Below are 13993 nucleotides of genomic sequence, written 5' to 3'. Positions count from 1 at the left end.
TAACAGTTACGACTGTGCGCAAGGTTCATGTAGGTGTTTCTTAAGCCGCCCTATTTATACATCGCTTTTTCTCGGGCGCTCGGTTTTGCCCAATCTGCCGGCTCATCCTTGCCGTTCCAAACCTTCACCGCACCCCACACAACCGCAAGCAGAGGAGCTGCAAGCACAGCACCGAGGATGCCGTTGGTGACGGTACCCACAGCAAGAGCGAGCAACACAACAAGAGCGTGCAGACTGAGGGCGTTGCCCATCAGCACCGGCTGCAACAGGTTTCCCTCAAGCTGATTCACCAGGATCACAAGCGCGACCACAATCAGGGCGCTGGTGAGCCCGTTAGAGACCAATGCGACAAGCGCAGCGAGCACACCGGCGGTAACCGCACCAACGATCGGGATAAACGCAAGCACAAACACCAACACAGCTAACGGCAGCGCAAGCGGCACCTGCAGGATCAACAGACCGATCCCGATACCAACAGCGTCAACCAAAGCCACCATTGCTGTACCACGCACATAAGCCCCGAAAGTATCGACTGATGCGGCTCCGATGCGCTGCACTCGCGCATAGTTTTCACCACGGAATGGGCGGCACAGGAAAGCCCAAATCTTTTGTCCATCTTTCAAAAAGAAGAACAGCACAACGATAGTTAGCACGACAGCCGTTGCACCGGTACCAGCTGACGAGAGACCGCCGGCCACACCGCTCAAGAAACCGCTGCTCGTTGCGTATTCAACAGCCTGGTCGCGCACTTCTTCAAACCGATCGACCGGGATTTCAAAAGGCAGGTCTCGCACAAATACGAGCACCTTGTTATAGCCTTCTTCCGCACGCTGTGAGAGCTCGGCCCACTGGTTCTGCACCGCCCACACAATCAGCCAACCCATTCCGACGAAGGCTGCAAGAACGCCCAGCAGCACAATCAGCGTTGCCAGCACACTGGGCACTTTGCGAGCGCGCAACCAAACCATAACCGGGTTGAAGGTGCTTGCGAGAATCACTGCTATCAGAACAGGAATAAATATAGATTTTAGATAACCGAGACCTAGAGTTGCTGCAGTTGCAAGAATCAAGATGATAATAATCTGCAGGGAGCGAGTAGCAAATAGGCCAAAACCGTCACCCCAGGCGCCCACCATGCGGCGGGTGTCTTCAACCCGCTGCGCTTCTGTGTGTGAGCGGAATAGTCTACCTAGCACTTCTCTCCTAGCCTGTTCTCGGTCTAAAATTTTTCCATTATTCTAGCAACGGCTTGTGCGGCTTAGTTAACGGGCGCTCTATTAGCGCTGACAATTCAATCACCGCTAGAATTTGCGCCATGGGTGTTTATCGGGATCTGCGTTCTTCGCAAGGTGTTTATCGAGTACTCATAGCCCAACTTGTTGCACGTTTCCCTTGGGGGATGACGTCGCTCATCATCCTGTTGCATGTTGAGCAGCTCTTTCACCGCTACACTGAGGCCGGCATTGCGCTTGCAGCAAGCTCAATTTCTGCGGCTGTTGCTGGCCCCGTATTAAGCCGCATGATGGGCAAATACGGTATGCGCCCGGTGCTTGCTGTATCAACCCTCGTAACCGCCTGTGCTCTGCTTGCAATCGCTTACGCGCCGGCAAATATTATCTGGATCGTAGCTGCCGCTATCGTTTCCGGTTTCGCCCCGCCAGTCGCACCTGCGGCGCGGACAATCTATCCGAAGATGGTGCCCGGCAAGCAACTCTCTGCTCTTTACGCGCTCGATGCTGCCGCACAGGAGATAATCTGGGTTATCGGCCCTGTTGTTGCAGTTTTTACAGCTGTCCAGTTTGGCCCACCGTGGGGTCTCACAATTGCTGTTTTAATTCTTATCTTGGGCACGACCTGGTTCCTCTCTAACCCCGAAGTTAGTCGCGTCGCAATCCCGACAGCACGCAGGCGTTTTGGCGCTGTGCTGACTCGAAAAACAGTGCTATTCGCAACCCTTACAGGCTTTGCTTTCATAACCGCCTATGCGGCGCTTGAGGCGGGGATTGTGGCCATCTACGGCCACGAAGGTCTCGAGGGTGGCGTCCTGCTAGGAATGAGCGCAGCAGCATCACTGCTGGGTGGTGTCTTTATGGGCCATCGTGCACTGCACAAATGGAGTCTGCCAAGCCGACTTGGTATCGTCACTATCGGAATTGTAATGTGCATTTTCAGCACCAATTTTTGGTGGTTGGCGGCCTGGCTTATGGTTGCCGGGTTCGGTATGGCGCCAGCGTTAGCGTCTATCGCAAGTTTGATTTCATCAACCGTAAAATTTTCAGAAACCGCAGAAGCCTTCGGTTGGAGCAACACAGGCCAGCTGATCGGGGCAGCGCTCGGGTCAGCGTTAGCGGGTGTCTTCATCGACAGCCTCGGGCCGACCGGCGCTTTTGTTGTCGCAGCTGTAGCAGGGGCGCTAACCGTCTTTATCTCGCTGCTGGCAATCCCAGTGGTGCCAGATTTGCGCGGTCGCGATGCGAGCCCAATCGCAGACACCGAGCAGTTCACCGCGATTACCCCACCTGAGGCTATCGGCTAAGCGGTGAGGCAGTTTTTACTGTGTCCACCCAGCCGCTCTGAGTGTGTTTTCAGCGGATTTATGCAACACTATCTAGTGACAGTAGACACCGCTGTTTCACTGATTGGAGAAAAATGAACTACGCAGTAACCAACCCGGCTACAGGTGAAGTTGTCAAAACATACGACACCGCAACCGATGCGCAGATTGAAGCAGCGCTGGAAAGCGCACACGCGACCTATCAGAATTGGGGCAAAACAACCACTGTTGCTGAACGCGCAGAACTTTTGAAGAAGGTCGCCCAGCTGCACATGGAACGCCAGGACGAGTTAGCAGCAATCTTCAACCGCGAAATGGGAAAGCCGCTCGAGCAGGCGAAGGGCGAGGTAGAATTCTCAGCCGGAATTATCGAGGCTTTTGCAAACAATGCTGAAGAGTGGCTCAAGGATGACGAGCTCACGGTAGAAGACGGCTTGAAGACCGTAGTGAAGCGTAAGCCAATTGGTGCGATACTCGGCATCATGCCTTGGAACTACCCTGTCTACCAGATTGCTCGCTTTGCAGCACCTGTGCTTGCGGTTGGTAACACCGTTGTGCTCAAGCACGCCGACCAGTGCCCAGAGACAGCACTGTTCCTCGAGAAAATTTTCCGCGATGCTGGCTTCCCTGAAGGTGCATACGTGAATGTCTTTGCGACACACGACCAGATTTCAACCATTATTGCTGACGATCGCATCGCAGCTGTGTCACTGACCGGTTCAGAGCGTGCTGGCGCAATTGTTGCTGAGCAAGCAGGTCGCGCACTCAAGAAGTGTGTGCTCGAGCTTGGCGGCTCAGACGTTTTCATCGTGCTCGATGTAAAAGACGTAGACGCAGCTGTTGAGTATGCAGTTGGCGGCCGTATGGAAAACACCGGCCAGGCCTGCAACGGCTCAAAGCGCATTGTTGTGCTCGACACCGTTTATGACGAGTTTGCAGAGAAGTTCAAGGCTGCAATCGCTAACCAGAATGCAGACAACGGCGACTACGGCCCACTGTCAAGCGCAAAAGCAACCGAGACTTTGAAGCAGCAGGTGCAGAACGCAGTTGCGCAGGGTGCTGAGCTCGTTGTCGGCGATGCAGAGCCTGACGGCAACTGGTTCACCCCGAGCATTCTCAGCGGCGTGAAGCCGGGCATGGATGCCTACAGCGAAGAGCTCTTCGGGCCTGTCGCTCAGCTTTACAAGGTGTCAAGCGATGAAGAGGCTATCGAGCTTGCTAACTCCTCACAGTACGGGCTCGGCTCTGTCGTTATGTGCGACGATGTTGAGCGCGCAGAGCGTGTTGGTGACCAGCTCGAGGTGGGCATGGTGTTCATCAACGCTTCAGGGCTTGAGGGCGTCGACGTGCCATTCGGTGGCGTAAAGAAGTCAGGCTACGGCCGTGAGATCGGTAAGTACGGTATCGACGAGTTCACAAACAAGAAGCTCTACCGCTTCGCTGCGTAAGCTATCACATAATTGAGCTGCCGCTCTACGGCAGCATCGGGGTCAGCGCCGAGTCACTCTCGACGCTGACCCCTCTTGTATACCCGCTATATTTATCAGCTGTTACACATCAGTGCCGCTGTTGCGCTGCCCACACAACAGCTGGCGCGCCCAGGGATTCCAGCAGAGTGTTTGCGCTACTAAACGGACGGGAACCGAAAAACCCGCGTGACGCAGAAAGCGGAGACGGATGCGCCGACTCTATGATGCGCACAGCAGATGTAGCAGCAACGGTGCGGATGTCACAGTTGGAGCTTTCCGGCACTAACACACTCCGAAAACGCTGTGCGTGCTTCCCCCACAGAATTGCGACGAGCGGCAGTTGCTGCCCGCCCTTGGTGGTGCGCGTTGTCAGCGCTCGCACGAGGTGCTCGACGATAGCGTACCAACCAAACCGTGCGTGTGAGCCTGCCTCCCCCGCGCGCACTGTCAGCGCGGTGTTCAGTAGCAGCACCCCCTGCTGCTGCCAAGCAGCAAGATCCCCAGTTGCGGGAGCAGCAACGTTAAGGTCACTCTCCAGTTCTCTATAAATATTGCGCAGCGATGCCGGCAGCGGCCGCACATCAGCGGCGCACCCAAACGCAACCCCCACCGCATGGCTCGGGGTGGGATACGGATCCTGCCCGATAATCAGCACCCGCACACTGTCAAAAGGCTCCGCTAGGGCAGCGAAAACTCGCGCCGGCTCTGGCAGAATCTGTCGCCCTGCCGCGCGATCCGCAGACACTTTCTGCAGCACTTCTACTAACTGCGGGCGAATTTCATCAAGCACAGGCAGCCATGAGGCATGCACACCCGCAAGCACCGTGTTTACGGTGAAATCGGTGTTATTCACCCTCCAATGTTACAGAGTATGAATTTCAAGTAGCGCCCGTTTACCGCGTGAACTTAATATTCTTACAACACATCAATCGCATCGCACTAACCTCACAAGGAGCACAAAATGTCAGAAAACTGGAGCTTTGAAACAAAGCAAATTCACGCCGGCCAGCAGGTCGACCCAGCCACCAACGCTCGCGCGGTACCGGTGTATCGCTCAACCGCCTACCAGTTCAACAGCACAGATCATGCCGCTTCCCTCTTCTCGCTGTCTGAGTTTGGCAATATTTACAGCCGCCTCATGAACCCCACCAACGATGTGTTTGAACAGCGTATAGCTGCGTTAGAGGGCGGATCAGCTGCGCTCGCTGTTGGCTCCGGTCAGGCAGCAACAACTTTTGCAGTCCTGAACATTGCTAAAGCTGGTGACCACATTGTGTCATCAACCGCGATTTACGGTGGCACCTACAATCTTTTCAAATACACACTTCAGAAGCTCGGCATCGAGGTTACCTTTGTCGACCAGGACGATATCGCAGCGTGGCAAAAAGCAGTAAAACCAAACACTAAACTCTTTTTTGCTGAAACCATTACCAATCCACAAATTAGCGTGTTAGACATCGAGGCTGTCGCTGAAGTTGCGCACGAAAACGGTCTGCCACTGATTGTTGACAACACTATTGCAACCCCATATCTGATTCGCCCGCTCGAGCACGGCGCTGACATTGTTGTGCACTCAGCAACTAAGTTCTTAGGCGGTCATGGCACCACCGTTGCTGGTGTCATCGTTGACGGCGGTAAGTTTAAGTGGTCTGAACATGCCGAGCGCTACCCAGGCCTGACCGCGCCAGATGAGTCGTATCACGGAGTTGTTTACACTGACGCGGTCGGCGACGAAATTGCCTACATTATTAAGGCGCGCGTGCAGCTACTGCGCGACGTCGGAGCAGCTCTCTCAGCAGACTCATCATGGCAGCTGTTGCAGGGTGTTGAAACTCTGTCTCTCCGCATCGAACGGCACGTTGAAAATGCGCAGCAGGTAGCTGAATGGCTCGAGAACCACGATGCTGTTTCAACTGTTTTCTACGCTGGCCTGCCATCAAGCAGATGGTATGAGAATGCAAATAAATACGCTCCTAAGGGTGCTGGCGCAGTGCTGTCATTTGAGCTAAAGGGCGGGGTTGAAGCTGGCAAGAAGTTCATCAACGCACTCGAGCTTTTCAGCCACGTTGCAAACATTGGCGATGCACGCTCACTCGCAATCCACCCGGCCTCTACAACTCACCAGCAGTTGACCCCGGAGCAGCAGGCACAGGCAGGTGTCACCCCCGGGCTGGTGCGTCTCTCAATCGGTATCGAAAGCATTGCCGACATTAAGGCAGACCTAGAAAAGGCTTTGGCTGCCGCAACCGCATAAATCTCCCTCCTCAGGAAGTCGGGTGTGAGAGCCTCTAGCGCTCTCACACCCGATAAAATTATCTGCTAGAAAGACCATGGACTGGCAAACACACGAAGACTCGGCGCAGGCTGATTTTATTACGGATGCCCAACTGCGGGCACTCCTAGGCAAGCCACCGGTGACGGGAGCCTGGCGCACAGGTGACCCTGTTGGTAATCGAAAGTTTGTAAAAATCGGTGCGTTTGAAACTGAAAGCAAAGAAACCCTGCCCGAATCGGTCATCGCCTATGAGCAGTTTGGCGAGCTCAACGACACCCGGGACAACGCTATTCTCGTCTTTCACGCACTTACAGGCGACAGCCATCTGATCGGCCCGGCTGCACCGGGACATTCAACCGCCGGCTGGTGGGAGGATGTTGTCGGCCCCGGCAAACCACTCGATACTGAAAAATACTGTGTGCTCGCGCCCAACGTGCTCGGCGGCTGCCAAGGTTCAACCGGCCCCTCATCGCTGGCACAAGACGGCACTGAATGGGGCGGCCGCTTCCCGTTTCTCACAATTCGAGACCAGGTGAAAGCAGCTGCCGCCTGGGCTGATAAATTAGGTGTTCACAAATTCGCCGCGGTTATCGGCGGCTCGATGGGCGGCATGCACTCACTAGAGTGGGCGATAATGTTTCCCGACAGGGCTGAGCGCATCGCAACAATCGCAGCTCCCCCGGTGCTAACGGCCGATCAGATAGGGCTGAATCTCGTGCAGCTCGAGGCGATTCGGTCGGATCCAAATTTTCACGGCGGCAACTACTACGACCTACCTCACGGTCACGGCCCTCACAACGGGCTTGCCACCGCGCGCAGACTAGCCCTCTTAAACTATCGATCGAACACTGAGTTAGATTCCAGATTCGGGCGCGCATGGCAGTCAACACTAAACCCCTTAGGTGGCGGCGGTCGATTCGCTGTTGAGTCATACCTAGATTTTCACGGCAATAAATTCACAAGACGGTTTGACGCCGGCAGCTACCTCACTCTTGTGCAGGCGATGAACTCACACGATGTTGGGCGCGACCGTGGCGGTGTTGCCGAGGCCCTAAGCGTTATTACAGTTCCCACGCTCGTGGTCGGTATTCCGTCGGATCGTCTGTTTACCATTGATGGCCAGCATCGTATCGCAGCCGCAGTTCCCGGTAGCCTCACCGGCGAGACGGCATTGGAACTGGACAGCCCCTACGGCCACGACGCATTCCTCATCGAGCATGAACGAGTCGGCGCCGCACTGGCTGATCTACTCGATACGCAAACGACATAATCTTCCGGCAGGAATGCGCTAGCGGATCCGCAAGCTAACTAGCTGTAGCGGCGTCGTGTAGTTGCATCGTTAACCTCGCCCACCAATTCTTCGATAACATCTTCCAGAAACAGCACGCCGAGTTCCACGCCGGTGGAGTCGTGCACTCTAGCAAGGTGGGTGCCTTTGCTCTGCAGTCTGTGCAGCACATCTTCAAGATCCGTATCAGCGTTAACCGTCACCATTTGCCGCCACCTTTTAGCGGGGATCGGCTCAGCAAGACGCTTCTCACTCGTGCGTAAAAGGTCTTTAATGTGCACGTAACCAACAAGCTCACTGCTGCTGTCAACGATGAGATAGCGTGAGAATCCGTGCTTTGTGACCGCAGCTTCAACATCGAGCGGTGTTGCTTCTTCCGTTAGCATCACCAACTCATCGCGCGGCACAGCTAGATCTTTCGCCTGTTTATTCGTAAACTCAAAAGCTGCTTTGAGTGCCCCGGAACGATCTTCGAGCATGCCCTCGCGGGTTGAATTCGCTACGATACTCTCAACCTCTTCGAGCGTGAATGTCGAGTTAGCCTCAGACTTCGGTTGCACTCGAAACAGGCGCAGCACACCGTTCGCAATTGCATTCATAAACCAGATGATTGGCTTCACGGCGCGCGAGAGTGCAACCAGCGGCGGAGCTAACAACAGCACCGCGCGATCCGGAATCGAAAACGCCGCATTTTTCGGCATCATTTCACCAAAAACTACGTGCAGGTATGTCACCAAAAGCAGTGTCAGCACAAATGAAATAATCACCACCATGTCGGCGCTAAGCCCCGTGGCTTTAAGCGGCACCTCCAGCAGGTGGTGAATCGCTGGTTCAGATACGTTCAGAATCAAAAGCGAGCAAACGGTTATCCCCAGCTGGCTGGTGGCGAGCATCAACGTAGCATGCTCCATCGCCCAGAGCGCAGTCTTTGCGGCGCGTGAGCCGTTTTCAGCGTGCGGTTCAATCTGCGAGCGGCGTGCAGAAATAACTGCGAACTCGGCAGCCACAAAAAATGCGTTGCAGGCAAGCAGCACAAACAGCCAGATAATTCCAGCCCAGTCACTCATCGTTCCACCTCCCTGTCACGCAGATGCGGCAAAACTATTGTCCCAGTTTCAGTTGACTCACCATTTTCATAACCCTCAGGCAGCGGCGGCCCCTGATAGCGAATGCGCGCGATACGGCGCCCGTCCATTCGCTCCACGCGCAGTGTTGCGCCATCTGCGAGGGATATTTCATCGCCCGGCACCGGAATCTTTCCAAGCTCTGACAGCATAAAACCGGCCACAGTGTCGTATTCACCGCTCTCAGGGATCACAACACCCGATTGCTGCGCGAGTTCGTCTGGCCGCAGTTCACCAGGAATCAAGAGTTTATCGGCAGATCCGATAATTCCGGTCTGTGCGCGATCGTGTTCGTCGGCAACCTCACCGATCAGTTCTTCAACCAGATCTTCAAGCGTCACAAAGCCAGCTGTGCCGCCGTATTCATCAACCACAATCGCGCACTGATAGACGGCGTCGCGCAGCTCAGCAAGCAGCAGGTCGAGTGGCATAGTTTCCGGCACGCGCGTCACCTCTTCAGTGATCGCAGCAACCGGCACCTCACCGCGCTTCTCCCGCGGAATTGCAATTGCCTGCTTAACGTGCGCAACTCCAACAATATCGTCGCGATCCTCATCTATGACCGGGAAGCGAGAAAAACCGGTCTTACCCGAGAGCTCAATCAGTTCAGGCACCATCTCAAGACGCTGCACTGATTCCATCTTCAAGCGGGGTGTCATCGCATCGGCTGCAGCCAGCTCAGAAAGATGCAGGGTGCGGTCGAGCAGAGTTGCGGTGTCAGCCTCTAAAACTCCCGATGCCGCCGAGTGGCGCACCAAAGAGGCAAGTTCTTCTGCGGATCTCGCGCCAGAGAGTTCTTCCTTCGGATCTATCCCGATGCCGCGCAGCATAGCGTTGGCGCTGCCGTTCAAAACGATAATTGCCGGTTTAAAAATCGTTGTAAAAGCTGTTTGGATCGGCACAACAAGTTTTGCTGTTGCCAGAGGCACCGCAAGCGCAAAATTTTTCGGCACTAGCTCGCCGATAATCATTGACAGCAGTGTTGCAACTGCAACTGCGACAGGAACTGTGATGACCGGCAGCAAATTCTCTGCAACTCCAAGACTAGAAAGCGGCCGCGACAGCATCTTTGAAAACGCTGGCTCCAGCGTATAGCCGGCAAGCAAAGTAGTTAGAGTAATACCAAGCTGTGCGCTTGATAGGTGGGTTGAGGTGATCCGCAAGGCTTTAATAACTGGGCCCAGTCGCTTCTCGCCGGCCGCTTGCTGGCGTTCCAGCTCATGCCTATCTAAGGCAACTAAAGAGAATTCAGCGGCAACAAAAACACCGGTGCCAAAAGTTAGCACAATCCCGATTATCAGCAGAAGCCACTCGTTCACAGTAACTCCAAAAAGGCCTCGCCACACTGGCAAGGCTTACTACTTCGAGGCAATGAATCCATAACCGTATAACTGTACCTAAATTAGCTGTGAAAATTAACTTTTAGCCACCCACACGACCCTAAATTTTAGGTAGGCTAGACATACGTGTAGGCAAACTCCACTTGCCGCTTAAACACTCGTGGTAATACCAACGCAGCTATCCCCAGCAGAAAGAGGCAGCTACCGTGACTGATTCAGCATTTGGCGCTAACGCCTGGCTAGTCGAGGAGCTTTATAAGCAGTATCAGACCGATAAAAACTCCGTGGATGAGTCTTGGTGGCCGGTCATGGAGAAGGTTGCGGCAGCTGGTGGTGACATTGATAAGGTGACCGGCGCTTCTTCAGCATCGCAGGCTAGTAAACCGGCAAGTGCGCCAAGCCAGGCACAGCCAACAACTGCTCCTGCAAACTCAGGCCCAGCAGCAACGACGGGCAGCGCTGCTCCTACCGCAAATGCCAGTGTTGCTGCAAAAACTACAAATCAGGCACCACGCACCACCCCGATCCCCGCAGACGCTCCAAAAGTAGCCCCAAAGGGCGATGTTGAGGCTGCCGAAGATGTGATAACACCTCTTAAGGGTGTTGCTCGCACCATTTCAAAAAACATGGATGCGAGCCTCTCAATTCCGACCGCAACAAGCGTGCGCACTATTCCAGCAAAGCTGATGATCGACAACCGGATCGTGATCAACAATCACCTGCGTCGCACGCGCGGTGGCAAGGTGTCTTTCACCCATCTCATCGGGTGGGCCCTAATCAAGACGCTGAAACAGTTCCCAAGCCAGAACGTCGCATACACTGAGGTTGACGGCAAGCCGGCGCTCGTCACCCCTGCGCACATTGGTTTGGGGATCGCGATCGACCTGCCAAAACCTGACGGTTCACGCCAGTTGATGGTGCCTGCAATTAAGCAGGCAGAGACCCTCAACTTTAATGAGTATCTTGCAGCGTACGAAGATCTCGTTAAGCGCGCCCGTGCGGGCAAGCTCACAGCCACAGATTTCCAGGGTGCAACAATTTCTCTCACGAACCCGGGCGGCATTGGCACTGTGCACTCTATCCCGCGGCTAATGAACGGTCAGGGTTGCATAGTGGGCGCAGGTGCTCTTGAATACCCCGCCCAGTATCAAGGAGCTGCTGCAGAAACTCTTGCCAACCTCGGTGTCTCAAAGACAATCACTCTGACCAGCACCTACGACCACCGTGTGATTCAGGGTGCCGGCTCTGGTGAGTTCTTAAAAATTGTGCACGAGCATCTAATTGGCCAGCACGAATTCTATGAAGAAATCTTCGCTGCTCTTCGCCTCCCATACGCTCCGGTGAAGTGGGCAACCGATATTCATATTGACAGCCACCAGGGCAATGTTGACAAGAACGCGCGTGTGCAGGAGCTGGTTAACTCCTTCCGTGTGCGCGGGCATCTGATGGCAGACATTGATCCGCTCGAATACCAGCAGCACACGCACCCCGATCTTGAGATTGAGAACCACGGTCTCACCTTCTGGGATCTCGATCGCGAGTTTGTAGCTGGCGGCATTGGTGGTCGCAATGTTATGAAGCTGCGCGACATACTTGGCGTAATGCGCGACTCTTACTGCCGCAAGATCGGCATCGAGTACATGCACATCCAGGATCCTGAGCAGCGGCTCTGGTTGCGCGATCAGCTCGAGCGCCCGTATGAGAAGCCTGGAAAAGAAACCCAGATGCGCATTCTCGAAAAATTGAACGAGGCTGAGGCCTTTGAGACATTCCTGCAGACCAAGTACGTGGGGCAAAAACGCTTCAGCTTGGAGGGCGGCGAGTCGCTGATTCCGCTGCTTGATGCGATGCTCATCGATGCTGCTGAAGACGGCGTTGAGTCGGTTGATATCGGCATGGCTCACCGCGGCCGTTTGAGTGTGCTCTCAAACATCGCCGGGAAGAGCTACGGCCAAATCTTCCGTGAATTTGAAGGATCACAATCAGAGGCCGGTGCCTCCGGTGACGTGAAGTACCATCTCGGCGCTTCCGGTGTATTCACAGCGCCGAACGGCACTCAGGTGCCAATTCACCTGGCCGCAAACCCCTCACATCTTGAGGTTGTGAACGGTGTGCTCAGCGGTATCGTCCGCGCAAAACAGGATCTAAAACCGATCGGTTCGTTCGCCACTCTGCCGGTTCTTGTGCACGGCGACGCCGCATTCAGCGGTCAGGGAATTGTTTACGAAGTACTGCAAATGAGTCAGCTGCGCGGTTACCGCACAGGTGGCACGATTCACATCATCGTAAACAATCAGGTTGGCTTCACAACTCTGCCAATCGACTCACGCTCTAGTGTCTACTCAACCGATGTTGGCAAGACAGTACAGACACCGATTTTCCACGTTAACGGCGATGATCCTGAGTCGGTTGTGCGCGTTGCTGAGTTAGCGTTTAGGTTCCGGCAGAAGTTCCACAAAGACGTCATCATCGACCTGGTCTGCTACCGCCGTCGCGGTCACAATGAGGGTGACGATCCGTCGATGACCCAGCCTATGATGACCTCACTAATAGAGGCGAAACGCTCAACTCGAAAGCTCTACACGGAAGCACTTGTTGGCCGCGGTGATATCACCGAAGAGCAGTACGAGCAGGCAAAGCTAAGCTTCAGAAAGAAGCTCGAGCAGGCTTTTGACGAGACACATGTTGCGCAGACCGGTGTTATCAACACTGAGCTGGAGAAGGCCAAAGAGGTCCCATCTCTTGCCGATGCTGACCCGGTTGACACCGCTGTATCGACCGAAGTTATAGAGAAAATCGGTGACGCGCACCTGAACAAACCAGACGGTTTCACTGTGCATCCGAAGCTTGAACAGCTGATTCAGAAGCGTGCAAAGATGAGCCGTGATGGTGGCATTGACTGGGGCTTTGGCGAGATCCTCGCTCTTGGCTCTCTGCTGCTTGAGGGCACCCCGGTACGCTTCGCAGGTCAGGATGCACGGCGCGGCACATTTGCGCAGCGGCACGCCGCATTCCACGACTACAAGAACGGCCAAGAGTGGCTGCCTCTGCTGAACCTGTCTGAAGATCAGGCTCGTTTCTGGATTTACGACTCACTGCTGTCAGAGTATGCAGCGCTAGCTTACGAGTACGGCTACTCACTGCAGCGTGAAGACGCACTCGTAATCTGGGAAGCACAGTTTGGTGATTTTGCTAACGGTGCGCAGACGGTGGTTGACGAGTTTATCTCATCCGCTGAACAAAAATGGGGTCAGAGTTCTTCAGTTGTTATGCTCTTACCGCACGGCTATGAGGGTCAGGGGCCAGACCATTCTTCAGCACGTATCGAACGTTACCTGCAAATGTGTGCGCAGGAGAACATGATCGTTGCGCGGCCTTCAACCCCGGCAAACCACTTCCACCTGCTGCGTCGCCAGGCATATCAGCGGCCGCGCAAACCGCTCATTGTCTTCAGCCCGAAGTCAATGCTGCGCCTGCGCGGTGCGACAAGCGGTGTCGCCGAATTCACACAGGGTCGCTTCCGTCCGGTGATTGGCGATAACACTGCCGATGCAACCAAGGTAAAGCGTGTGCTGCTCACCGCCGGCAAGGTCTACTACGACCTGAAAAACGAGATTGCAAAACAGGGCGAAGATCGCATCGCTATCGTGCGGCTGGAGCAGTTCTACCCGCTCCCTGAAACGGAGCTGCTCTCTGCGCTTGAGCGCTACCGCGGCGCCGAGTTCGTTTGGGTTCAGGATGAGCCTGAGAATCAGGGGGCTTGGCCGTTCTTGCAGAACAAGTTCCGCCAGATTCCGACGCTCGCCGAAACCCGTGTTGTATCTCGCCCGGAGGCGGCATCGCCGTCCACAGGTAGCGCGAAAGTGCACGCAGTTGAGCAGGAGCAACTGATAGCTGCGGCAACTTCACTGTAAACACAGACAGCACCGCTAAAAGCGATCAT

At 54.9% G+C, this 13993-nt stretch carries 8 protein-coding genes and 1 pseudogene; 5 read left to right on the top strand and 4 right to left on the bottom strand.

Annotation, left to right across the window (positions count from 1 at the left end):
• Nucleotides 1-50: 50 nt before the first annotated feature.
• A complete protein-coding gene (locus HCR00_RS05395) occupies nt 51-1196 on the bottom strand; it encodes an AI-2E family transporter (RefSeq protein ID WP_243854559.1) in 1146 nt (381 codons plus the stop codon).
• 119 nt (nt 1197-1315) lie between these two features.
• Here HCR00_RS05395 and HCR00_RS05390 point away from each other — a divergent pair, with 119 nt between their 5' ends.
• Nucleotides 1316-2536: an MFS transporter gene (locus tag HCR00_RS05390; protein WP_167143406.1), complete on the top strand. Its 1221-nt coding sequence runs from the start codon at nt 1316-1318 to the stop codon at nt 2534-2536.
• A 113-nt stretch (nt 2537-2649) separates the two neighbouring features.
• On the top strand, nt 2650-4002 hold the full coding sequence (locus HCR00_RS05385; RefSeq protein WP_166985564.1) for an NAD-dependent succinate-semialdehyde dehydrogenase: 1353 nt from the start codon (nt 2650-2652) through the stop codon (nt 4000-4002).
• Nucleotides 4003-4111: 109 nt separating this feature from the next.
• Here HCR00_RS05385 and HCR00_RS05380 read toward each other — a convergent pair whose 3' ends face one another.
• Nucleotides 4112-4876: a uracil-DNA glycosylase gene (locus HCR00_RS05380; protein ID WP_243854558.1), complete on the bottom strand. Its 765-nt coding sequence runs from the start codon at nt 4874-4876 to the stop codon at nt 4112-4114.
• Nucleotides 4877-4984: 108 nt separating this feature from the next.
• On the opposite strand from HCR00_RS05380, the gene HCR00_RS05375 reads away from it, so the two are divergent.
• Both HCR00_RS05375 and metX read left to right on the top strand, forming a co-directional pair.
• Nucleotides 4985-6277 carry a bifunctional o-acetylhomoserine/o-acetylserine sulfhydrylase gene (locus HCR00_RS05375; protein ID WP_166985567.1) on the top strand — a complete coding sequence of 431 codons (1293 nt, stop codon included), beginning with the start codon at nt 4985-4987 and terminating at the stop codon, nt 6275-6277.
• Between the two features lie 76 nt (nt 6278-6353).
• Nucleotides 6354-7568 carry a homoserine O-acetyltransferase MetX gene (gene metX / locus HCR00_RS05370; protein WP_167143403.1) on the top strand — a complete coding sequence of 405 codons (1215 nt, stop codon included), beginning with the start codon at nt 6354-6356 and terminating at the stop codon, nt 7566-7568.
• Between the two features lie 38 nt (nt 7569-7606).
• Here the strand turns inward: metX and HCR00_RS05365 are convergent, their stop codons facing one another.
• Both HCR00_RS05365 and HCR00_RS05360 read right to left on the bottom strand, forming a co-directional pair.
• A complete protein-coding gene (locus HCR00_RS05365; RefSeq protein ID WP_166985573.1) occupies nt 7607-8653 on the bottom strand; it encodes a hemolysin family protein in 1047 nt (348 codons plus the stop codon).
• Nucleotides 8650-10029 (bottom strand): hemolysin family protein, encoded by a 1380-nt coding sequence (locus HCR00_RS05360; protein WP_166985576.1) that lies wholly within the window; start codon nt 10027-10029, stop codon nt 8650-8652. The genes HCR00_RS05365 and HCR00_RS05360 overlap by 4 nt, the downstream gene beginning before the upstream one ends.
• Nucleotides 10030-10253: 224 nt before the next feature.
• Between HCR00_RS05360 and HCR00_RS05355 the strand changes: the two are divergent.
• Nucleotides 10254-13964 (top strand): annotated as a pseudogene (locus HCR00_RS05355) (multifunctional oxoglutarate decarboxylase/oxoglutarate dehydrogenase thiamine pyrophosphate-binding subunit/dihydrolipoyllysine-residue succinyltransferase subunit); the annotation flags it as partial.
• Nucleotides 13965-13993 lie beyond the last annotated feature (29 nt).

Origin of the sequence: Canibacter zhoujuaniae, assembly GCF_011752005.1 — a bacterium.
GTDB lineage: Bacteria > Actinomycetota > Actinomycetes > Actinomycetales > Microbacteriaceae > Canibacter > Canibacter zhoujuaniae.
This window is presented reverse-complemented; position numbering and strand designations above follow the sequence as displayed.